This window comes from Bremerella sp. P1, assembly GCF_028748185.1.
Taxonomy (GTDB): Bacteria; Planctomycetota; Planctomycetia; order Pirellulales; family Pirellulaceae; genus Bremerella.
The window spans coordinates 5,115,774-5,138,302 of the sequence record NZ_CP118164.1 but is presented as its reverse complement, the minus strand read 5'-3'; the positions used below and the strand labels follow the sequence as shown (position 1 = coordinate 5,138,302).

The window sequence follows — 22,529 nt, the reverse complement described above, 5'->3', positions numbered from 1 at the left end:
CTTCCGGTTCCAGATTTTAGCGAGCCAGGTAGTGAGGCAGGTCGGCTGTCGTCTCACATCCAATCTGTTCCATTACCTGTTGAAGTTGACGTTTAAGGATTGCAACCGTGTGGGTTCCACCTCGACTTCCGAGAGCAGCGGTGCCATACATAAACGCACGGCCCAAGAACGTAAACTTCGCACCGGATGCGAGAGTGCGGGCAATATCTGGCCCTGAGCGAATTCCGCTGTCCATCATCACGGTAATCTTATCGCCAAATCTCGTAGCGATGGCAGAGAGCGGTTTTATTGCCGACTGTCCCGCATCCAATTGGCGGCCTCCATGATTGGAAACAATAATCCCATCGATGCCAAGATTGATTGCACGCTCCGCGTCCGATTCGCTGGCAACGCCTTTGAGGACAAGTTTTCCTGGCCACTTGTCGCGTATCTGCTTTATCTTGTCGTCGTTTAGTCTCCCTGAGAATGTTCTATCCATGAATTCACCGAGTTGCCTAAGATTCAGGCCCTTGGGCATATAGGGACGCAGTGTCTCGAACTGAGGCTGTCCGGCAAGAAGCGTTTGTAACGCCCATTGAGGCTTTCCGATGATTTGCAAGAATGTCTTAAGAGACATTTTGGGAGGAAGGGCAAGCCCGTTGCGAATATCGCGTGGTCGATAGCCAAACGTTGGCACGTCACACAGTATGACGAGCACAGGGCATCCAGACTCACGGACACGACTAATGATGCTGTCGCGGACTCGGGCTTCCGCCGGATGGTATAGTTGAAACCATGTTTGGCCTTCCGTTACTTCCGCAATCGTTTCAATACTACTCGTTGAGACGGTGCTCAAAATAAAGGGAATATTGTGTTCAAACGCAGCTCGCGCGAGGATTTCGGGCGTCTTGGGCCACATTAACCCTTGTAGCCCCACTGGCGCAATTCCAAACGGGGCGTCGTAGACGTGCCCAAATAGCTCCGTTTGCAGATGGCTTCCGTGGTGCTCAACAAGATATTGAGGTACCAGTTCAACATCACGTATTTCCGCCGTGTTGCGATAGAGATTTACATCCTCATTGCAACCGCCATCAAGGTAATCGAAGGCAAATCCCGGGATTCGCTTTCTAGCGCGTTCTCGCAAGTCACAAACGCTGGGAAATCGCTCATCAAAGTTTATTGACACTTTACTTTCGTTTACCTCAGATTAAATGCATCGCAGAGCTCGTTGATTACATCGTCAGTCATGGCTGAAACATCGCCAATTGCTCGGGCATTAACGACGGCTTCGGCGGTCGATTCAAGTACTTCCAATCGGTCAAAGGCATCCAAGACCGTTGAGCCAGTCACCAACACGCCGTCGTTCTGCAAAATCGCAGCAGGATATGACGATGAGATATAACGAGCGATACCGCCGTCGTCACGGTAATGTACGCCGTAGGGAACTCGCTTGACATCGCGTAGAAATACGTAGCTCTCTGGAATCGTACGGACATTCAATGGAACATCTGTCACGCTAAATGCTGTCGCATTTACCGGGTGAGCAAAGACGATCGCGTGAACATGCGGGTGCATGTCGTAGATAGCCTGGTGAGCAAGTGCCGCGCGGCTCGCGAGCTTGTTGTGTTCTCTTTGTTTCCCGCTCACCAAGACCAAGTCGTCTATCTCGAGCAATTCTCTATCCTGTTGAGTAGGCGTGATCAGGAAGGTGTCGTCATTGATCCTTGCCGAAAAACTACCTTCCGTGCTGATCAGTAATCGTTGGCGACAACCACGTCGAATAAAGTCACAGAGCTGTTTGCGGAGTTCTCGCTCATGGGCGACTGCTACCCCTGGCGAGTACGAGTCAAAGTCAACACTTCGGGCTGATGCTTCGTCCAACTGGGCATCACTCAAGAATCGGACTTCGCCTAGCTGCTTTGCTTTGATCAGAGTTTTTCCAGCAAACTCGAGTGCCTCAAATCGCTGAAATGCCTGGGCTAAGTCGCGTCCGCCAACGACGACCCCGTGGTTCTCGAGGATGACGCTGTCACATCCTTCTGCAAATAACTTGGCAACACTGTCGCCTAGTGCTTCGCTGCCTGGGCATGCATAAGGGGCGAAGCCAACTTTTCCACAAACACTATTGGCCTGGTAGAACAACCGAGTGTTTGGAATCTCGCGGCAAATGCTAAACGCCACTAATGCAACCGGATGAGCATGAACGACAGCTTGAATATCGGGCCGTTCCAAATAGATCGCCTTGTGAAACGGGAATTCACTAGAGGGTGGATGAAGTCCCTCGGCACGACCATCAGCATGGATACAAACAATGTCAGCCCGATTCAGCTGTCCTTTATCTACGCGGGCCGGAGAGATCCAAATGTCGCCGGTGTCTTCGCGAATAGATAGATTTCCTCCCGATGTAGTAGTCATTCGGTAACGATAGATTCGATCCATCGTCTGCATGATTTCGTCACGAGGATGAACGACTTTTCGTGGGTGACTCATTGTCAAATCCATTGCTAAACCAGTTGTCTTGTCAATGTTTCAAATCGATCTTGAGCTTCAATCCACACACTCGTGTGTTTTGGTTCGAAGTACTCTAGTGTTGAAGATCGCCGAACGACTTCTCGTATATCAGCGAGAGAATTCAAGCTCCCAGCGGATCGACATTGTACGAGCAGATTCCCGTATGCGGTCGCCTCCGACGGTCCGGCGACGACTGGGACTTGGCACGCATTGGCTACAAACTGGTTGAGTAACGCGTTTTGGCTGCCCCCACCGACGATATGCATGACGCGAACGTTCCTGCCCGTCAGTTCTTCTAGCGACTTCAGTACCGTAGCGTACTTTAGTGCGAGACTCTCCAATACACAGCGGACGGCTTGCCCTGCGGACGATGGAATCGGCTGAGATGTCGTTCGGCAAAAGTGAGTAATTGACTCGAGCATGTTGGGTGGATTCAGAAACTGTGGGCAATCAGGGTCGATCAGAGAAGTGAATGCAGGCGAGGCTTCCGCTTGTCTCGTTAAGTCCCCGTAAGACAGCTCTGTCGATGTCGATTCCAGCGAGATTCTCAACCTCTGCACGAGCCACAAGCCCATTACGTTCTTGAGCAATCGCCATGTCCCATCAACGCCTCCTTCATTGGTTACATTTAGCTTCATTGCCTTCTCAGAGAGAATTGGCGTGTTAGTTTCTACTCCAATCAGCGACCAGGTTCCGGAACTGATATAAGCCCAGTCTTGGCCATATGCTTGATCAACTGGAACTGCCGCGACGGCTGATCCGGTGTCGTGCGTCGCTGGGGCCACGACATTGATGGGCGACAGGCCTGTCTCATTGCGGACAGACTTGCAGAGCGTTCCTACCTTTGATCCGGGTTCAACGATTTCTGGAAGGATATCGACAGGTATTTCAAACGACTTCAGAAGAGGATGTGCCCAATCGCGAGTCGATGGATTCAAACATTGAGTTGTCGTCGCATTGGTAAACTCGGTTTGCGTTTGGCCACTCAGGCAATAATGAAAGTAGTCGGGAATCATCATCATTTGTTTCGCCTGATCGAGTGTTGCCCCTAATTTACGCGCAGAAATTAGCTGGTAGAGCGAATTGAACTCCAGAAATTGAATTCCGGTTTGTTGAAATAGATGTTCGCGTGGAATTCTATTCGTGGTTTCTGCAAGAAGTCCTCGCGTCCTCTCGTCGCGGTAGTGCCATGGCCATTCGAGTAATTGGCCATCGCTTCCGAGCAAAACATAGTCGACTCCCCAAGTATCGACTCCAACGCTGACAAGTTCTGCCGTTCCGCTGGAGGCAATCCGCGAGAGACCGTGTTTAATCTCACTCCAAAAACGATTCACATCCCATCGCAGTGTGCCATTCAGTTCGGTGCCTCCTGTAGCGAAGCGATGCTGCTCGCTGAGATGCATTGTCGTGCCATTAAACTCTCCGACCATGATGCGTCCACTCTCGCCCCCAAGATCGACGCCAACGTATTTCTGACTTTTCATTCTTGTGCCTAGCATTTTCGATCATTAGGAGCAGAGTCGACTTCCCACAACGCGAACGTGCCTGATTGCCAGACGCTCATCATCGTTAGCATTGACACGAGCGAAATCAGACTTGTGCAAATTTCTGCAAAAGCCCCTCACTTAATATTTGGGGTGGGAATTCAGTGACTAGGAGGCAGGGCGAACGACAGACGTGCACCGATAGTAGTCCATCAATGTTTCGATAGACAAAACGCCTCCTCCCATGCCGCTCTTGTTGATCCCGCCATACGGTATGCCCTGAGCGAATACATTGTGTGAATTGATCCAGCTATTTCCAGCGATCAACGACTCAGCGACTCGGATGGCTCGTTCACTATCTTCTGTCCAAACGCTGTTTGCCAATCCGTAGTCAGTATCGTTTGCCATTTGAACCGCTTCCTCTTCAGTAGTGAAAGAAGTCAGATAGGCAACAGGACCGAAAATTTCCTCACGTGCAGCGATATTGTCCAAGGAACCTTTAAGCAGGGTAGGTGTCACATAGTTCCCTTGGCAACCATCAACTTTCGCCACGCCTCCTCCATAGAGGCACTGAGCTCCTTCAGCCTTGCCGAGTTCTTGATAACGAAGAATGCGTTCGCACTGTTTCGGATTCACCACCGGGCCCATCTGACTACTGGGATCCAACGGATGTCCGATCTTTAGCTCCTTCATAAAGTCTCGACAGTGATCCACAAACTCATCGAATATGTTCGCGTGAACTAACCAACGAGTCGCATCACAGCACACTTGGCCAGCATGGAAAGTAATCGCTTCAACAAGTGCCTCGGCCGTATATTTGATGTTCACATCGTCAAAGACGACGGCAGCTCCTTTACCGCCCAGTTCAAGTTTTACAGGCACAAGATTTCGGCCGCATGCTTCTCCAACTAGTTGCCCCACTTGAGGTGAGCCGGTGAAGGACATCCTCTTAATAAAGCGATTATTCGCGAGTGCTGCTCCAGCCGTCGCTCCTTTGCCGGTGACGACGTTGATCACTCCATCGGGAACTCCTACTTCCTTGGCAAGTCTTGCTAGATAAATCGCGGACAGCGAAGTATCCTCGGCGGGCTTAATGACAACCGTATTCCCAGCCGCTAGAGCTGGTGATATTCCCCAACCGATCAGTAAGAACGGAAAGTTCCACGGAAAAATAAACGCGCAAGGCCCCCATGGTTTCCTTACCGTCCAGGCATCGTACCCGACCGCATTCAGTTGCGTTCGGGCCTCAACTTGTTCAGACAGTGCGACGAAATAGCGTAATGTGTCGACAAAATTCTGGACGTCGCCGACTGCCTGGGCTTCAATTTTGCCCGCGTCCAAAGCTTCTATCTGAGCGATGATCGCCTTTTGCTCTTCGACTGCGTCCGCCAACTTTAAGAGTATGCGGTTGCGTTGAGATCTACTCATTTCAGACCATGCCGGAAAAGCCTTCTTGGCAATCTCAACGGCACTATCAATTTCTGAGGGAGCAAGATCATGGATGTAGGCAATCGTCTCGCCTGAACCAGGATCGATCGTTGCGATTAGATTACCTGAGACAGCGGAGACATGGTTTCCCCCGACGAAACTGCCAAATGGAGAATGGGAAAGAAATGTTTCAACTTCCTCTCGGAGGTTGTGTCTTGTTGCAATGCTCATTGCGATACCTATACATTTCAAAAATCGTAATCGTGGAGGCTTGGGGATGAGTTTCAAGGCGAATCGCTTAGGAGCTTCGCCGAACGTGTAGGACACGTTCGTAAGCAGTTGCTTGTGTTGGCCAGCGGACGAAGAGCAACTGGAAAATAGTGACTGTTCAATTGAACCTCTAGGCGAGCGTTATTCCGCCAGATTAAAAAGCAGAAGAAGCGGTTATGACGCTACCCTGCAAAACGAAGCTTCTTAATTTTTTGCCTTTCGTTTCCGATAGAGCTTGTCATTCGGATCACCTCCTGACATCAAGTAGGCAATCAAATCGCGTAGTTCCGTTTCATTTAGATTGTCCAGCAGATTTTTGGGCATTTGGGAAATTGAAGATGGCCTTTCCTCGACAACTTCTTCCCTTGGAACAACGACGCCCTCGGATTTTGGGTCTGATGGAAAGATGCGAACGAGAGAATCACCTTCAGGTACAACGATTCCCGTCACAATTCTACCGTCATCGAGTAATACCTTAGAAGCATTGTACTGGTCAGAAATAATCCGGCTGGGATCTATGATAGATTCAAGCACGTATGATGTCGTGAACTTGTTGCGAATACTTGTCAAATCCGGCCCCACGCCGCCTCCTAATCCATCAAAGCGATGGCAGGCCCCGCATTGTGCCGAATGGAATAGGCTTCTTCCGTTGTGAAAGTCTGCTCTTGAGAGTGATGCAGATGAAGTCACTTCGGAGGCGTCTTCAATAGTCCAGGTTCGGCCAGGGCCTTTAGGGGGAAGTACTTTGAAGTCTGGAATCGGGTCAAAGTCTTCCCCCGTGATGTCTTGTAAGGCGACACGGGTTGCGTCGTTGCAATGGGTTAGTGCTTCATTTCTAATCGCTACTAAGTACCCTGGGAAACTAGCCCCACCAGAGGCTTTGCCGGCGACATTAATAAATTGAAAGAATTTACGACGAAGCTCCGCTGTCCATCCTTGATCCGCATTTCGTAAAATGAATGCGTATCGAATTGCCTGGGTTGGAGGTGGATTCTGGTTCATCCGTTTTAAGGTGTTGGCATAGCGGTTTTCGACTTGATCGACTCCTCCAAAACTTATTTCTAAGGGAGTGTTTGACTGAGCAATGAGTTTCATCCCTTTAGCTACTGCAGATGGGTCTTTCAAGTAGATCAACAGAGTCAATAACTCCGCACTCAGGTTTGGGTCTTCGCTAGGAAGCTGAACTGAGAGATAGGCAATCAGTTTTTCTCGCTCCGTGTTCGTGGGCTTGCCGAGTCTAGTAATAGTGAGTTGTATGGCACGAGCGACGCCTAATTGTTCGGGAATAGTAAGCGATTCAAAGTCGAGCGTCGTGAGAGCCTCGATTAAGCGACTGCGATGTGACTCATTTCCCTTTCGAGCTAACGCAACTGCCGATGTTATCCGTGCTTGTGGTGTGGATTCAGTGAAGACACGGTTTTCCCACTCCACAACGGGCTGCGACTCAACAGCGAGACGGGCCGCATATCGAAGGAAGCGATCCGAGCTTGATAGGTGCGGCCAAGCAGCATGAATTGCCTTAGGATTCTCTACTCCATGAAAAGCCTCGAGTCGTCGCCTTAATTCAGATTCTGGTGTCGAACGATGCGACTGGACAGGCTCCGTGGGTTGACTACCTGTATAGACCACTCGCATCAATGCTGATTCGGTGCCACGTCCGCCTGTTGTAAAATAGAGAGCCCCATCATCTCCAATCACGGCATCTGTAACTGGAAGACTTGGGCCTGAAACGAATTCTTCTACCTCCGCCGTATAGCTTGCACCTTCGGGCTTGAGGTGCACTGCTAAGATTCGTCCGTAAGTCCAGTCGAGGGCAAAAAGTGCTCGTTGATATTTCCCGGGGAAACGGGCGCCTTGTCCCGTTGTGACTCCGGTCGGAGAACCTGGGCCAATATCAACGATCGGCGGCAAAGTGTCTTCGTAGTAGGTCGGCCATTTGGCTGTTCCACTGCGCCAACCAAAGTCTGCTCCGCTAGTCACATGGCAAATTCGAGTCGGTCGATACCAAGGCAATCCTAAATCCCATTCCATATCGGAATCGAATGTAAAAAGATCACCATTGGGCGCTAATGTGACGTCGTATGCGTTTCGCATTCCGATAGCAACGAGTTCGTGATTCTCTTGTGACAAGTCGAACCGACTTATCCATCCGCCGGGTGCATAAATTCCACGCGCATGCCCGCGAGGATCCCATTGGCGTGGCAGTAACTGGTCTTCTTTCCAATTAGAGATACGGAGTCGAGGCATTGACTCGGGCTCAGGCAATGGCGTGTGGTTCCCGGCTACGGTAAATATAGAATTCTCATCATCCGAGGGAATTAGAGCATGATTACCGTGTTCTCCTCCACCAGAAACCGACGAAATGAGGCGGGGAGTATCATACTGACCGTTCCCATCGTCATCTGCAACTCGATAGATCCCTTCACCCGATTTGTAGCAGTAGAGTACGCCATCGCGAACAACCATACCTTGTGCACCGGATAGGTCGACTGGCAATCGTTCAACACGCGCAGCAGCAGTCTCGCCGTCACTATCGATTCGGATGTTGAAAAGGCCCTTGTCGCCTTGATCGCTGGCCAGAAGGTTACCGTCTTCGTCCCGCGTTAGACTGACCCATGATCCAAATTCATCTCGAGGAACGGAGTATACGAGTTCGACTTGAAAACCATCGGGTGTGCTTAGTTCCGATTGGACGGGAAATGAAGACCTCACTTTCTCATGGGGGCGTTTTTGATTCAAAGTTTCGAGCAAGTATCGAGCTTGATCCTCGTTGAGTCGACTGAGTTGCAGTTCCTTAAATTCAACCCTCATTGGCGCCCCTCTGTGCAACTGCAGCGCCAAGCTCCCTGTCTGACGAGAGCCAGGGTGATTATCGACGACATCTACGGTCGTAATTCCATTCACTTGGTGGATGAGCCGATTCCCAGCCGCAATTATTCGAATAGTGTTCCAATCCCAGTCGGTGAGATCTTCTTTCGCTGAAAAGGTCTGAGTGGCTGTCGACTTGCCAGTGGCATCAATTTGCACATACTGACCACGCTTCGCGATAATTCCGCGGCCATCGTACTTTTCGCCGTAAAGCATGCCAAAGTATTGAGGATTGGGATGCAGATCCATTTGGTATCCGCTCATCGTGAAACGGTTTGCATCTAGCATTTGGCTTCGGTACTGAACGCCGGAGTTGTTCCCTCGAAAGCGAACTTTTCCAACGAATTCAAAATCCGAGATAGGCTCGCCTTGCCAAACCAGAAAAGTATTTTCTTTAACTGGATTTTCAGCAGTACTTTCGCCCACTATCGCGCCATTTTCGACTCGCCAGAATTCGCTATTGCCGTTCCATCCTGAGAGATTTTTGGAATTGAATATCGAAGTGTTGCTGTCGTCTGCTTCGATGCATGGGACCGTTAGAAGCAGCGTTATAACGCAGAATGCAGTGCGAATGACAATGGTTGTGCGCATCATGTTGTTAACATCGTCCATCGAATAGTTGAGTTGTGAATCGGAAGTGAAACAGTCCGAAATGGTGTAGGAAGAACTTTTTCAGGTGGGTATGAATGGTAATGGTCAAGGTGCTCACGAGGAGATCTGTAGAGTAATTCCTCTTGAACGTGTCGTAAGTGTCTTCGGGATGATGTCGTTCCCGATGTTCGCGGTTAGATCTCAACCTCAGCTGCGTCCATCGGCAACTCCCGTCCCATCCAAACAGGAGTTGCGATGAACCAGCCGAGGGTCCCCAGAAATACGGTCCAACGAACGACTTCAAGGGAAGCAAACCCCGCGAAGCAGAGCGTGGTAGATGTGATCATTGCAACAAGCGCTAGACCAGATATCCATTTAGTAACAAAGAGCATTGGATTCCCCGTTATGATCTTGCGTTTGCTAAGGTATCGGGATTACGGCGTTGGGTTATTTTGCTCATCAGGAGATAGAGTATTCCGCAGATTAACCAAGCAGGAATAACCAGGTATGCGGCAAACAAGCCTTGCCAGAAAATCAAATACAGTCCTACGGACACAGGCAGGACCCAAGCAACAAAAACAGCTGCGTTGAAGGACACCCTATGGTGAATGGCGTATTCCTCCTCCATGCCTAACTTCTTCATCAGGTAGTAGTCGACGAAGATGACGGCTCCCATAGGACCAAGAATCGTTCCATACGTGCCAACAAATCCGAGCAACTGTGCGGAAAGGTTGGGAAAGGCGCCGGCGATCGTCGCTACGATTCCTGCCGCGACAGTCATCGCCATGCGGGTGCTGTTGGGAACGATACCTTGGAACGCCAACCCCGCGCGATAGATCGTGGGGTTGGCGGTAGTCCAGCCAGCGATTACCACGCACAGAATGCCTGTCCAGCCTAACACGCCCCACGCCAGGGCCCCTGGGTTGGCTGAGTGGTCTTGAGAGAGCTTTATCTGTGCCGCGAGCATCAACGCTGCAGCAATCCAAGCCATGTAATGGCCGAGAAACATACCAACTGCAGGAGCCCAACCGGACGAAGGGTATCGGGCAAATCGGAAAATCGAAAGGTCAGACATCCCAAAGTGCATCGCAGCGTTGCATAGCCAAGCGAAGATCACAATCTGCCAAAAACCAAACTGTGTTTCTCCTTCGCGTTCCTGTACGAATGCAACGGCGTCAGACCAAAAAGTGCCTTGTTGCAATGCAGAAACAGAGTTCGCATTCATTTGCACGAGAGAAATCAGGCCGCAGGCAGCGAAAACGATAATCATCCAAGGCGCCGCAAGATTCGCGAATCGAGCAACCCTTTCGTAGCCTCCAGCAGCGACCGCCGTCATGGCGACTCCCACAAAGAAAACTAAAGCTGTGAACGTGGGGGCTCCAAGGCTCAATGTGCTCTCGGGGACTTCGTAAAAGATTCCGAAAGGAATTCCTACAGCACTGGCCGAAACTGTCACCATTGCCCCTGCCAGAAAACAAAACAATACACCGTTGACAGCATTGTAAATCTTTACCAAAGAGCTGCCGGCGATGCGCTCAAGTTGGTAGTAAAGTGTGAGTCGGCGGGAAACGGCTATAGGTGTCACTAAGTATCGCCATGTGAGCACAGCCAATACGTTGCCTAGTAATAATCCAACAATCAGATCCTGAAGGCTCGCGCCAGCCGAAAGAAACAGAGGGCCGATCATGAACTCTGTACCGGCCGCATGCTCCCCGGCATACATCCCCCAGAACTTGGCTGGTCCAAGTTGTGCACTATCGGGTATCGGAGACCGATCGAACTCCTCGACATTTGCATCATCCGCACTCATCAGTATAAGATCCCCCTCGTTGTTCGCTTGGACGTGGGACTAGTAGATAGATGTAGCATCTGAACGATTCATTAGAACATCTTTTTCATACTGAAGTATGTCTCGCAGCCAAGCGTCTCGAGTTGGAACACCAGATTGCAGGCAGTAATAGTCCCAGATAGCGCCAAACGGAGCAGTCTTTTGTTCCTCGAGAAGCGCCAGACGGGTAGTGAAATCTTGGTTTGCCTCAAACTCGGCCAACCGTTTGGTCGGCTCAAGAAGAGCCATCAAGAGAGCTTTAATCATATTTCGCGTTCCAATAACCCAAGCCGCAATGCGATTTATACTGGCATCGAAGAAGTCGAGCCCAATGTGAACTCGTTCAAGATAGCCGCCTCGCACGATCTCTTGAGCGATCGCTTGCAATTCGTCCGAGAGAGTCACCACATGATCACTATCCCACCGAACGCCGCGACTGACATGCAGGACGATCTGTGGCAAATATTGCAAAACTGCTGAGATTTTGTCGGAAATCACCTCAGTCGGATGAAAGTGACCAGCGTCAAGACAAAGCAACTTGCCGCGTGAAAGTGCGTATCCAAAGTAGAATTCATGCGAGCCGACAACGTAACTCTCGGAGCCAATTCCAAACAGCTTGCATTCAACGGCGTCCAAAATATTTCGGGGGTCAAGGTCCTCGCGAAAAATCTGGTCCAAAGATTGGATGAGTCGTTCACGAGGACTCTTGCGAGAGACTGGGGTATCCTTGAAGCCATCAGGAATCCACACATTGGAAATGCATGGACTTCCTTGGGCTCGTCCAAGTTCATTTGCGATCCGCCGACAGGCTATCCCATGATCAACCCAGAATTGACGAATTCCTGAATCTGGATGTGCGAGTGTAAAACCATCCCGCGCCTTCTCATGCGCGAAAAAGGTTGGATTGAAGTCGAGCGCGATGTGATTCTCACGAGCCCAATCGATCCAACCTTGGAATTGTTCTACCGAGACCTCATTGCGATCTATATGTGAATGGAATTCACCGTAGCTAGAATGAAGATTCAGGCGATGCTTTCCTGGGATGAGGGAATAGGCCTTTTCGAGATCAGCACGCAGTTCGTGGGGAGTGCTTGCCTTGCCGCAATAGTTGCCTGTGACCGCCAACCCACCTCCAATCTCTTCATGAACGTGTTCAAATCCACCGACGTCATCGCCCTGCCAACAATGCATAGAGATGGGAATGTTTTTAAGCGTTTCCAGTGCCTCGTCGACGGATACGCCCATCTCCAAATATTGATCTCGCGCTAAGCTATAAGCATTTTCAATGCGTGTGTCGTGTGTTGTCATTTTATTTCGGAATTGATACTATTCGAGGGCAATAATCGAAATTCTCCCAGTGAGTGTATGTTGGGGCGCGACGAATCACCTTAAGGTTCGTGCCAGGAATAGCACGAAAGTGCCATTTCGTTTGTTGGTGCCAATTTGGATTTTTTGTGCGATCACTTCATCTGACAGAATTAGCGGTAACATGATTCGTACACTTCGAAGAGAAGACTGGTTCGGCCAAGACGGTTTTCCGCTTGCCGTCGAAAGACGAGATCCGCAAGAGCCTTTTGGCCTCCACAAGCATGAGTTTTCCGAGGTCGTCATCATCACGGGTGGAACCGGGTTGCACATTACCGATGAAGATTCTTGGGAGTTGCAGAAGGGAGATGCCTTCGTAATTGGAGAGGATCGGATTCACGACTATCACAATATGGCAAATCTTCGCCTGATCAATATTCTGTTTGATCAAGAGTTGTTGGCGAGAGATCCAAAAGACTTGTCACTTCTTTCCGGCTATCATGCGTTGTTTTGCTTAGAACCGAATTGGAGGCAAAGACATCAGTTCAGTTCGCATCTTACGCTGTCCCCTCGTGAGCTTACTGCTGCGGTTGAGATTGTTGACAGGCTCGACCGTGAACTCGTTAATCGGACGCCTGGATACAAATGCCTAGCAACAGCATTTTTTCAGCAACTCGTGGTACATTTGTCACGGTGTTATGGTTCATCGCAACACGAAAGCTCTCGCAGCCTACTCCGAATCGCGGAAGCAATAAGCTACATTGAACAGCACTACTCTGAGGATATTCAACTTGAAGTGTTGACAGAAATCGCGGGGATGTCGCGTCGAAGTTTCATGCGTGCCTTCGAGGAAGCTACCGGAAGTACTCCGATAGCATATCTAATACAATTGCGTCTAAGCCGAAGTGCGGAACTCTTATGGGCAACGGATAAGAGCGTTACAGAAATCGCATTCGAGGTGGGGTTCAACGACAGCAATTACTTTTCTCGACAATTTCGGAAGCGTTTTAATGTTTCTCCCAGAGAGTACCGGAACAACAGATTCTGAGATTCCTTTTTCAGGTAGTAGAATACAATAATTGAAACAGGCAGAATCGGCTTTTGGATTGAAATGAGCCATTTACCACTCAGTTCGGGCTTCAGATTTTTCTCCCTTCGGCCAGACGGACAGTGTTCAGCCGAACGGATTCAGAGGAACGAGGCGGAAAATGAATCTAATCGATCGTGTTGTGTATGAACTACCTATCTCTGACCATGAAGCAGCAATCGGCCTGTATGTGACTGGCGTCGGTCGATGTAATGCACCGTCAGGGGTAGACTATCCTCAGTTCGCAAGTCAAGAGACGCAAAAATGGAGTTGGGATAAGGGGAGAATACTCACTCAGTTCGAGTTGCATTTCATCGTTTCAGGGCAAGGTGAATTTGAATCGGCTACAATGGGGAAAACAGACCTCGGTCCGGACAGTATACTTCTTCTTTTTCCAGGCGTCTGGCACCGATTTCGCCCCAGTGATTCGACGGGCTGGAAGGAGTATTGGGTTGCGATTAGCGGTGACTTGGTTCATCGGATTGTCAGTTCTTCCGAATTCACTCCATCGGATTGCATAAGTGTGCTGAATCGTAGCAGCGGCAGGTTGTTGATTGATTCCTTTGAGCGACTTATCACTAGAGTTCAAGACGATCTCACCACGCACTCTGCGGTGCTCTCAGCTAATGTGTTAGAGCTACTGGCACTTGCATTGGATGCCGAAAAGAACGAGCAATTAGTATTCTTTAGTTCAAATGGCTTACGTACAGATCGTATCGAAGATCCGATTGTTGCGAAGACAATTGAAACGATTTGGACAAGGAGTCATCGCCCTATACCAATTGGTCAAATCGTATCAGAGATTCCAACGACACGGAGAACACTTGAGCGTAGATTCATCGACGTCGTTGGACACAGTATTCTTGAAGAAATTGTTAATTGCAGACTTATTCGTGCAAAGAAATTGCTAACGGAAACTGATCTCTCAATTAGGTCGATCGCAGTTCTGACCGGCTTTGTAAGCCAAGAGAAAATGCGGAAGGCAATGCTTTCCAGAGAAGGAGTTCCTCCAGTGGAGTACAGGGCTAAAACTCGTTCATAGCTTGAGTTTTAGGATGAAGACCGCCCAGAGACTTACTTAGCGATGTTTTGCCAAATCTAATCAGTCGACAACCCGTCAAAGGGAATATTCCGTCGTATTGCGAGAATTTTTTACGTAACTTATACCGAGATGCATCAAACTCTACTGTCCGCGAAATGAGCCTGACATCCGAACGCCGCTCGGACTTGTGGACGCCCCCCTTCTTTCAAGACGGTAGAAAGATGCCAGCAAACATCTCGCACCGTTCACTGGCAACACTGACCTGCCCACTTTAACTGCGTCAATTCTATGAATTAGTTTCCTCGATTATGACCTTTACCCCTAACTTGAACCAGTTGCGAAGTTCGTAGTATTGGGCGAAACGTCCTGGGTGAATTTGCATCGCACTTAAGTCACCATCTCTAGCAGGCTGCCAATAGCTAAGAAAATGGCCCAAGGGGGCGTCCATCTGGACGCCCCCAAGTTTGTCGCAAACACAATGAGATCAGATTCGCGTACGTGCGAAATGCAATCTTGGTCGACAGCGGCAAGTTCTAAACTCTCGCCGTCCTCGGCGCTGGCCACCTCGAATTTGACTATGATCGAGGAAGTGTCGTAACTGCTTGATCGATTCTTGAGTCTTGCGCAGCGGACGGAACCTTTCGTCCAATCCCATCTTGAAGCTGCGTGCGTGCGACTTCCACCTCATCCCAATCGACCATATTGGGGCCAAATGAAGTCTCATCATCGATCTCCGCCGGGAACTTTTCCACGAGCGAGAACCCCAATCTCTGGATGGTATGGATGCTTTCGCCGGTTGCGTGAGCGACTTTTTGGCATAGTTCAGATGCATGCATGTATGACTCCTCTATACAAGAAATAAAAATGCCCCACGGAAAGACGGTCATGCATTTCCGCGGGGCTAACTGTTCAGTTCAGAATTGATCGAAGGTCATCAGGCCTTCGCTGGTGGACAACCAATGTTCTTCCAGCCAGGCTACCTCGGCTGTCAATGCGTCTGTCCGTTTTGCGAATGGCCCCAACTTGGGTCCTCCAACGGGCGCGAGATCTGCAAACCACTGCCCAAGTCCGTCCGGTTCCACATGGGAACCACGTGCGATAGAGATTCTTCCGAGTGAATTCAGATCAATCGATTCGCCGTAAATGCAGCGGATCCCTCCCCGAGGTGCAATCACGATTTGCATGACTCACCTCACTTCGGAGAACGAATGATCCGGCGACGTGGGCGGTCGACAAGCAATTCATCGAGCAAGTTCTGGACGCTCGATAACTCCCGACTGACGGTCTGACGTAGCTGAGCACTATTGCGTAGAGACTGAGGTTGGACACCATGAACAATCTCCTGGCACTGGGCCACCAGTGCATCCAGCTGATCATTCGAGCGAATATTCAAGGACCGAAACCGATCGAAAAACTCGTTCAAATTGCTGATCGCCGTATCACGAAAGATCTTCGCGCGACCGTCCTGACTCCCCGAAAGCCGTTCCGAGAGATGGGAAACGAGCCCGGACAGCTCTTCAATGAATGCGGACTCGGCAAGCTCAACGGCCTCGTCGAAGCGTGCCTGAACGCGTTCGCACTCGGCCTGATACACGTCCGGGTTCACTAACCGAAGATAGGGTGGGACTTCAATATTTGGAAATGACCAGGAAACGTCAAACAGACCAAGGAGCGTGCGAGGATAATCGGCGCTGTTGTACAAAGCCCCAAGTCGCTCACGCGCTGCGTCTCTCAGCGAGCCATAATCCTCATCCAATTTCTGGACCGCCTCTTGTAGCTGCTGGCGTCGCTCTTCCATCCAGCCTTCGAATGTCTGCACCATGTCCTGACGAATAAGTCGAATCCCAGGTTCGGGATACGGCAAGCTCGTCATTTCCCAGATCGATCGAATTTGGTTGCGGACCGAATTCACGGCTTTGAAGCGAGGATTCTTGGTGTCGAGCAGTTTCTTCTCGGCCCGTAGGAATTCACCCTGGGCGTCGAAGGACTCAGCTGCCTGATCTTTCTGAGCACGAGTGAGAGTCTTCTGGGTTCCGAACCAGACAAAACTGACTCGGGTCGCACACATCGTGGATCGCAATCGATCCGATGCCGATGATTCGGTTCGTTGAACGGGCGGTTCTAAGGTTGTCGCCGTCATAGAGACCTCCTGGATAATGTGAAATTTGATTGGACTAGTTAGATTCTGGGTTGGGCGACAGTCGCCGACGTTGCTTGGAAGACGGCGTACTGTCTGCTCGGTAAATGCCGCCGGACTCGGCCGAAAGACAACGTCCGCTGCTCCAGTTGCGTAGCCGCTGGACCGATTCGGCGGAAGTCGCAGCAACCGGAACAACGTTCTTAGCCGCTTCCATGAGCGAAACATCGAGAAGCGCTGCCAGACGACAGCAAGCCCTAACTTCAGCCCCTGTCCAGGACTCGTCCTCCGGTAACACCTGTGACGCATCGAGTCCGAACCGCCGCACATACATCTGCCAGATCACGTCCTTCTGGGACCGTCCTGGCAAATCCAAAAAGAAAATCGCGTCAAACCGTTCGGCGCGAGTTAGCTCTGGTGGCAGTTTGGAGATATCGTTGCTGGTCGCGATCACGAAGATGTCAGATTCATGATCTGCCAGCCAAGTCAACAGAGTTCCGAGCATACGACTGCCAACACCGCTGTCCGTTTGCCCGGAACCGCTCGTCCCGCTGAGGCTCTTCTCCAACTCATCAACGAACAGCACGGCGGGGGCCATGGCGTCGATGATCTTCAATGCGCGGCGTGTTCTGCTCTCAGTTTCACCCACGATGCCGCCCATGAGCGTTCCGACATCGAGCGTCAACGTTGGCCGACCGCCTTCCGCCCCCAAAGCTTTCGCCAAAGCCGATTTGCCCGTGCCAGGCACACCGAGGAGCAAGACACCTTTTGCCTTGACGGCGTAGTTCGTGGATGAACCTGGGCGAAGTGCTCGGAGGCAAAACTCCTTCAGTGCCCCCAAGCCACCCAAATCGTCAAACGTTTCGCCACCACGATGCAGCGAGAGCAGGCCTCCTTTCAGGAGTGCCAGCGATTTGAGTTGCCAGATTGCCGACGGCTCAATGCGTCCGTGGCGAACCAAAGACAACGCGAACGCGTTTTCTGCCTCGTAGCGACTCAGCCCACACGCCGCGTCGAGAATTCGTTCCCGCTCTGCCCCTTCCGGGAATTCTTCCGCGTCTGCTGCTATCGAAGCCGCGATTTCTTCCAACTGCTGGCGAGTCGGTAGGGAATGCTCGATCACGGTAAAGACGCGTTCCAGTTCCACCGGCAATTGAACTACGGGCGACAATATGATCAGATGTCTCTGATGGACCTTACCTTGAGCCACTTGGTGGAGAAGTGCTTGGATCACTTCCGCCGATCCGAGAAACCGATGAAAATTCGCCAAAACCAAGAGCGTCGGATGACCATCACTGGGGACAGAGGCTAGTGACCGAACCGCCGATAGCGGATCGGTTACCGCGACACCTTCAGTCGATACCTGTCCGTTGAGCCCGGCGTCGATATCCCAGCTTGCCAGCTTCCAACTTTCGGTCTGACACATTTGGGCTAGTTCCGCGAGGGCATCTTCCGGCTCACAACTCTGAACCCAGAGGCCGCTGAAGCCAGCCCGTACCAGTTCCTGTATTTCGTTTGCTAAGCGCATACGGATTCCTAATGAATTGAATTAACGAGTAGAACAACGCTCGAGAGAGCGAGCGCTGAAAAGAAAGGGCTAGTTGCCCGATGGCGGTCAGCCGCGATGCGATTTCCTCATTGGTATCTCGCTGCTCACGAAGTCCCACCTTCATTTAGTCGGCGAACGCAGTGTGAACCGACGTTCAGTCGTTCTGCTCCAACTTGGTTTGGTTCTGAAGAACGGTTTGGTGAAATTCCGATGTAGCCGTGTCGGACGTTTTCTTGCCCAATGCAAGTTCCAGAAAGCGGCTGGCTTCCTGGCACTCGGCCCCTTGAAAGCCCCGGGTTTCCAGCTTGGACTCTCCTTCGGGAGAGACAATGATTTCGATCACTTTCACGGATTAACCTTCGCCTCCAACTTGAATGAGAAGTTTGATGCTGCCATCAGTTAATGGCTGCTCGGTGGTCGTGTAGCCCTGTTTTCGAGCCTGCAAGACCGCGGCCTCGACCGCGTACCTCTGGAGAAACTGGTCAAGCTCTTGCTGCCGCCCCCAACGGCCAGAATAGTTGTCATAGTCGATACGACCACTTTGCAGATTGGCGACGACCGGGTAACGCCAGTCTCGCAGTTGGATCGCCCAACCGGTTTTTCTTTCGCTAAACAGCTGGACTTCACCGAATGTGGGCTCTGGCAATTGCAGGCGCCGCGTTGCCTGGCGAATTGCTTCCAGGTCTCGAATTTCGACTTCAATGCTAACGATGTGTGACATAGAACCTCCTATTGATGCATGTGAACTAAAGATCACGGTAGTGATCTGAGAAAAGAGAATTGTGGGCAGCCATAGCCGACCCTTGAAATCGGCCAAGATGAAGGCCGCTAGAGCATGCGGAGAGATATACATCCCTCACTTAGTTATGCCACGTTTGGGCCGAAAATTTAGCAAGACAAATCAGCAAGGCGATCATGCACAATCCCGCACTCGGATTTGCCAAGTCCTACTACTGACGGTTGCTTCGCCAAGCAGGAAGAAGAAGTTTCCAGGCAAGCCAAAGAGTCACGACGGCAGCCATTCCGCCGACTAGCCATAGAATGCCAACCGCCAAAGAATCGGCGAGCTTATTGAGTGGTGCTTCTATAAGCCCTGGCCTGCGTACCACGATGGGCCTGCCGCTGTCATCGAAGTTGATTTGAGCCCCACCGAGAATTCGCTCCGAATTCGGAAGGAACGCCGCTAGGAAGGTCGTCGATCCGATCGTTTTGCCAGGATGCTCTTCAATAAACCTTCCGAGCCAGCTAAAGAAACGCTCTTTATCGCTCTGAATGACTTGTAAGAGGCCTACTTGCTGCTCTAGCGGTACGCTCTGCAAATCATCTAAGTACTTTCCCAGCGTGAGTGCGTCTTCACGACTCAGCTGACGTCCCAGCGCTACTCCACCGTCTGACCAAACGCGGACCAGTTCCATTCCAACGCCGGGATGTTTGATTTCGGCCTGAAGCACCTGGACACCGAACGTTTCGGTCGCTTCGGCCAATTGTTGACCGCGACGACCACTGGCTAGTCGGGCAGCCGCTGTCGAAACCTCCTCGGCAGGCAATTCCCTTAGTACCTGAACAATCTTGGCCGGGGCCGGAGCATTGTCGAGAGCACGAAGCACTTCGGGACCATGCTTCGCCGCCAATTCCGACGCTTCGGTGACCGCGGTTTCGCCACCGCTACGAACCAACTTGGCAGAAACTCGTTGCAGTAATTCCGGGCCAACCTCTTTGATGAGTTTCTCAGATCCTTCTTCGACGGCTTCTTTCGAGAAGAACCGCATGACCGCTTTCGAGAGTGAAGATGCGGGCGAGGCCAAAAGCCATGAAGATGCGAGAAGCAGAACGAGAAGTACCACGCCCAAAATCAAGACAGGGCGAGTTCTCACGTTTTCACCCCCAGAATCGATTGCTTGAAAATTTCCAGGTTGGCACGGTTGAGTTCATCACATGTATTTTGCAGAACATGTTTCAGGCCAGGGTAGGCGTCTATTGTGGAATTCGTACGTTCCGGGACACCATGAATCGCTGCGTCTTCGATTTGATCGATCAACGCCATGAGTTGCTGGCTGAGGTTCGCTTTCGCATGTTCCGACAGCCAATAGTCAATGATCACACCTACGATGAGCCCTCCGATCGTCCCGATACCCGTTCCTAGTGGGCCAACCGCTGATCCGCTACCACCTCCCAAGGCAACACTTCCGACAGTCGCTCCTCCGGCGGTCATTCCAATCCTGGCCAAAACGGCCATGAAGACTTGTTCCGTGGCATAACCGCCTACGCCCGAGGCCACTTCAATCACCACCGAATCCGTTACGCTATCTACTGCGGTTTCCGTGGAAAACCCGCGAACCTTCTCAGCGACCTGCTGAGAGAACTTTTGGGTGTCGAGATTCTGTATCGCAGGCAAGGAAAGCCCCGCTGTCGCCGTTTTCACCTTCCTGAGCATTACATTGCGGTTGGCTTCGATGTCTTCGCGAAGCAAGGCCAACGAAACATCGATATCGTGTTGGATCTCCTGCGCTGAGAACACATGCTTTTGCAGTTTGCCCGAGATGAATGCCTCGACTGAATTCGAACCGGTCATCCAATCACCAGGCATCCGTCGCAGCACGCCCCACTTACTTCCCAGCCCAGTCACATCTTCCGCAAAGGGTTCTACCCCTTGTCGATAGCGTTGAAATGACTCCTGGATTCGCGCGAGACAACGTTCTACGGCAGCACGGTTCGCCAAGCCTGCCTCTCGAACGGCAGGGGCAACTTGGTCGTCGAACAACTCTTGTCGCATCTCAGACTCCGATCGCTGAGACACCTCTGGTGAGGTCGACTGCGTCGATAGTTCGGGAGGATTTGGTCCCGACTTGAGCGTGAGATAGCTGATCGCCCCGAATAGACAAGCGAAAGTAAGGCCCCCTACAATTAGCAGTGTCCGTTTCCCTGATTGCATTGATTTCATACATTTCCATTCTAAAAACAAAATGAATGCATCCATGCCACACGTCCATCATCCGTGTTCCCCTCCCTTCAAACATTTAATGGAAACGAGTCCGGTTCGTCCGGCATACAGTCCATTCAAAATCTTGACAGCACAGAACATATTCGAGTCGATTACCTGCACTTTCGTCCCCGAATCGACCATCATCACCCGTCCTGAAGCGATCATCTGCTGCATGCCGATCGTATTGCCCGCGTAAGCGTATTCGGAAGCCGCGATGAGATCGTCGGGCGTACGGCGATAAATACAAAGGACCAAGGAGGGTGGGCGATGGTAACAATGGATCCCGAAGGGACGGCTAAATTGGCGATGGCCTTCGGGACACGGCTCTCATGCTCCTTCCACATAAGCTGCTGCGATCTTGCTGATATGCTGCGAGCTGTCGCCGTCGCCCTAATCGCCTCACGCACGGGAATGCAGAAAGAGATTTCGTCCTCGGACAAAGACTTAGAAACTATCACGCCAATTACCTGTCCCGCCTCCCCAAAAACAGGACCGCCCGAGTTGCCTCCATTCACCGCCGCTCCCAGTTGATAGTGCTCACGCCCCTGGAGCGGATGCGTTGTACTGAGAATACCAGTGCTTACCGCCGTCTCCAGTGTTTCGACACCATTGAACAAACCCGGGTTTCCGATAATGGTGATCGCTTCCCCTCGCTGAAACTGATAGTTCTTGGCCATCGCAACTGGGCGAAAATCGACTCGATCTAAAATCCGGAGAACGGCAAGGTCCCAATCGGGATCCTCGTACAGAAGCGACACGCGATAAGGACCGCGACGCTCTGTACTTGCCGCTGGGCTATAAGCCCGCAGATCCTTAAATTCACCAGTGGCGGGATTGAGTGCCGCGACAGCGACCACATGACTGTTGGTTACCAGCAACTGATCCCCGACAACAAAGGCGGTTCCACTTCCCACGGCGCCACGCAAAAGCAAGACCGACTGCTCATTGCCTGAACGATTTCGCGGACCGATAAAGGGGATTGGTTCGTGCCGGTTGTTGGCCGTGGAGAAATCACTGGTCGATCACGAGTCCATGATCGCTCATCGGACAATGCCGAATATCCTCCGTTTTGACTGTTTTCCGGTGTCGACGAGTTAGAGGCCGACTGGCTGGAGAAGACGACGATCATCCCAACAAGCAGGGCGGCACCTACCGGAACTCCTACAATTGCCAGCCAGGCATACGGAGAAGTACCCGACGCTCGGGAACGGCTTGCCACCGTCGACCGATGGGGTGCTGGTGGCATAGCAGGCTTTACAGGCTCAGCGACCGGAATCCGCGTTTTCAAGCCTCGAATTTTATCGGCAGCAACCCATGCGCCACCGGGGCCTTTGCGCACCTGGTAACCGGCATGCACATTGCCCTCCTCACCAAACTGCTTAAGCTGCTGCGAAGTATATGGCCCGTAAATCCCCTGCGGGGTTTTCACGTACCATTGTCTCTTCGGATCAATTTCCATTTCTCGCC

Annotated in this window: 17 protein-coding genes; 2 read left to right on the top strand and 15 right to left on the bottom strand. The window is 51.3% G+C overall.

The features are described from left to right. Positions 1 to 16: 16 nt before the first annotated feature. From PSR63_RS21450 to PSR63_RS21420, 7 genes are all read right to left on the bottom strand, one after another. Positions 17 to 1,165, bottom strand: a complete 1,149-nt coding sequence (locus PSR63_RS21450; protein ID WP_274327720.1) for an alpha-hydroxy acid oxidase — start codon at positions 1,163 to 1,165, stop codon at positions 17 to 19. An 11-nt stretch (positions 1,166 to 1,176) separates the two neighbouring features. Continuing rightward, on the bottom strand, positions 1,177 to 2,469 hold the full coding sequence (locus tag PSR63_RS21445) for a class II aldolase/adducin family protein (protein ID WP_274327719.1): 1,293 nt from the start codon (positions 2,467 to 2,469) through the stop codon (positions 1,177 to 1,179). Between the two features lie 14 nt (positions 2,470 to 2,483). Next, complete coding sequence (locus tag PSR63_RS21440) at positions 2,484 to 3,974, bottom strand: rhamnulokinase (RefSeq protein WP_274327718.1); 1,491 nt, start codon at positions 3,972 to 3,974, stop codon at positions 2,484 to 2,486. A 168-nt stretch (positions 3,975 to 4,142) separates the two neighbouring features. Then, a complete protein-coding gene (locus PSR63_RS21435) occupies positions 4,143 to 5,633 on the bottom strand; it encodes an aldehyde dehydrogenase family protein (protein WP_274327717.1) in 1,491 nt (496 codons plus the stop codon). A 243-nt stretch (positions 5,634 to 5,876) separates the two neighbouring features. Next, positions 5,877 to 9,152: a family 16 glycoside hydrolase gene (locus PSR63_RS21430; RefSeq protein WP_274327716.1), complete on the bottom strand. Its 3,276-nt coding sequence runs from the start codon at positions 9,150 to 9,152 to the stop codon at positions 5,877 to 5,879. Positions 9,153 to 9,534: 382 nt separating this feature from the next. Then, positions 9,535 to 10,941 (bottom strand): purine-cytosine permease family protein, encoded by a 1,407-nt coding sequence (locus tag PSR63_RS21425; protein WP_274327715.1) that lies wholly within the window; start codon positions 10,939 to 10,941, stop codon positions 9,535 to 9,537. 39 nt (positions 10,942 to 10,980) lie between these two features. Beyond that, positions 10,981 to 12,267, bottom strand: coding sequence for an L-rhamnose isomerase (locus PSR63_RS21420; protein ID WP_274327714.1), 1,287 nt, complete (start codon positions 12,265 to 12,267; stop codon positions 10,981 to 10,983). Positions 12,268 to 12,448: 181 nt separating this feature from the next. Here PSR63_RS21420 and PSR63_RS21415 point away from each other — a divergent pair, with 181 nt between their 5' ends. Both PSR63_RS21415 and PSR63_RS21410 read left to right on the top strand, forming a co-directional pair. Then, complete coding sequence (locus tag PSR63_RS21415) at positions 12,449 to 13,312, top strand: helix-turn-helix domain-containing protein (RefSeq protein WP_274327713.1); 864 nt, start codon at positions 12,449 to 12,451, stop codon at positions 13,310 to 13,312. Positions 13,313 to 13,472: 160 nt separating this feature from the next. After that, complete coding sequence (locus PSR63_RS21410) at positions 13,473 to 14,393, top strand: AraC family transcriptional regulator (protein ID WP_274327712.1); 921 nt, start codon at positions 13,473 to 13,475, stop codon at positions 14,391 to 14,393. A gap of 575 nt (positions 14,394 to 14,968) precedes the next feature. Here the strand turns inward: PSR63_RS21410 and PSR63_RS21405 are convergent. From PSR63_RS21405 to PSR63_RS21365, 8 genes are all read right to left on the bottom strand, one after another. Continuing rightward, complete coding sequence (locus PSR63_RS21405) at positions 14,969 to 15,229, bottom strand: hypothetical protein (protein ID WP_274327711.1); 261 nt, start codon at positions 15,227 to 15,229, stop codon at positions 14,969 to 14,971. A gap of 356 nt (positions 15,230 to 15,585) precedes the next feature. Next, positions 15,586 to 16,533: a hypothetical protein gene (locus PSR63_RS21395; protein WP_274327709.1), complete on the bottom strand. Its 948-nt coding sequence runs from the start codon at positions 16,531 to 16,533 to the stop codon at positions 15,586 to 15,588. 34 nt (positions 16,534 to 16,567) lie between these two features. After that, the gene (locus PSR63_RS21390) at positions 16,568 to 18,058 is read right to left on the bottom strand and encodes an AAA family ATPase (RefSeq protein WP_274327708.1); all 1,491 of its coding nucleotides are present in this window, start codon (positions 18,056 to 18,058) and stop codon (positions 16,568 to 16,570) included. Between the two features lie 175 nt (positions 18,059 to 18,233). Further along, the gene (locus PSR63_RS21385) at positions 18,234 to 18,428 is read right to left on the bottom strand and encodes a DUF2997 domain-containing protein (protein WP_274327707.1); all 195 of its coding nucleotides are present in this window, start codon (positions 18,426 to 18,428) and stop codon (positions 18,234 to 18,236) included. 3 nt (positions 18,429 to 18,431) lie between these two features. Continuing rightward, positions 18,432 to 18,800, bottom strand: coding sequence for a DUF1257 domain-containing protein (locus tag PSR63_RS21380; protein WP_274327706.1), 369 nt, complete (start codon positions 18,798 to 18,800; stop codon positions 18,432 to 18,434). 229 nt (positions 18,801 to 19,029) lie between these two features. Then, positions 19,030 to 19,953: a hypothetical protein gene (locus tag PSR63_RS21375; RefSeq protein ID WP_274327705.1), complete on the bottom strand. Its 924-nt coding sequence runs from the start codon at positions 19,951 to 19,953 to the stop codon at positions 19,030 to 19,032. Continuing rightward, on the bottom strand, positions 19,950 to 20,852 hold the full coding sequence (locus PSR63_RS21370) for a hypothetical protein (RefSeq protein ID WP_274327704.1): 903 nt from the start codon (positions 20,850 to 20,852) through the stop codon (positions 19,950 to 19,952). Before PSR63_RS21370 ends, PSR63_RS21375 begins: the two co-directional genes overlap by 4 nt. A 371-nt stretch (positions 20,853 to 21,223) precedes the next feature. Then, on the bottom strand, positions 21,224 to 21,994 hold the full coding sequence (locus PSR63_RS21365; protein WP_274327703.1) for a S1C family serine protease: 771 nt from the start codon (positions 21,992 to 21,994) through the stop codon (positions 21,224 to 21,226). Between the last annotated feature and the right edge of the window lie 535 nt (positions 21,995 to 22,529).

Excerpts from the sequence above, each read along its gene's own strand:
- PSR63_RS21440 (WP_274327718.1), bottom strand. The coding sequence starts at position 3,974 with ATGAAAAGTCAGAAATACGTTGGCGTCGATCTTGGGGGCGAGAGTGGA.
- PSR63_RS21410 (WP_274327712.1), top strand. The coding sequence starts at position 13,473 with ATGAATCTAATCGATCGTGTTGTGTATGAACTACCTATCTCTGACCAT.
- PSR63_RS21390 (WP_274327708.1), bottom strand. The coding sequence starts at position 18,058 with ATGCGCTTAGCAAACGAAATACAGGAACTGGTACGGGCTGGCTTCAGC.
- PSR63_RS21435 (WP_274327717.1), bottom strand. The coding sequence starts at position 5,633 with ATGAGCATTGCAACAAGACACAACCTCCGAGAGGAAGTTGAAACATTT.
- PSR63_RS21425 (WP_274327715.1), bottom strand. The coding sequence starts at position 10,941 with ATGAGTGCGGATGATGCAAATGTCGAGGAGTTCGATCGGTCTCCGATA.
- PSR63_RS21445 (WP_274327719.1), bottom strand. The coding sequence starts at position 2,469 with ATGAGTCACCCACGAAAAGTCGTTCATCCTCGTGACGAAATCATGCAG.
- PSR63_RS21380 (WP_274327706.1), bottom strand. The coding sequence starts at position 18,800 with ATGTCACACATCGTTAGCATTGAAGTCGAAATTCGAGACCTGGAAGCA.
- PSR63_RS21420 (WP_274327714.1), bottom strand. The coding sequence starts at position 12,267 with ATGACAACACACGACACACGCATTGAAAATGCTTATAGCTTAGCGCGA.
- PSR63_RS21370 (WP_274327704.1), bottom strand. The coding sequence starts at position 20,852 with ATGCGACAAGAGTTGTTCGACGACCAAGTTGCCCCTGCCGTTCGAGAG.
- PSR63_RS21395 (WP_274327709.1), bottom strand. The coding sequence starts at position 16,533 with ATGACGGCGACAACCTTAGAACCGCCCGTTCAACGAACCGAATCATCG.
- PSR63_RS21415 (WP_274327713.1), top strand. The coding sequence starts at position 12,449 with ATGATTCGTACACTTCGAAGAGAAGACTGGTTCGGCCAAGACGGTTTT.
- PSR63_RS21430 (WP_274327716.1), bottom strand. The coding sequence starts at position 9,152 with ATGGACGATGTTAACAACATGATGCGCACAACCATTGTCATTCGCACT.
- PSR63_RS21405 (WP_274327711.1), bottom strand. The coding sequence starts at position 15,229 with ATGCATGCATCTGAACTATGCCAAAAAGTCGCTCACGCAACCGGCGAA.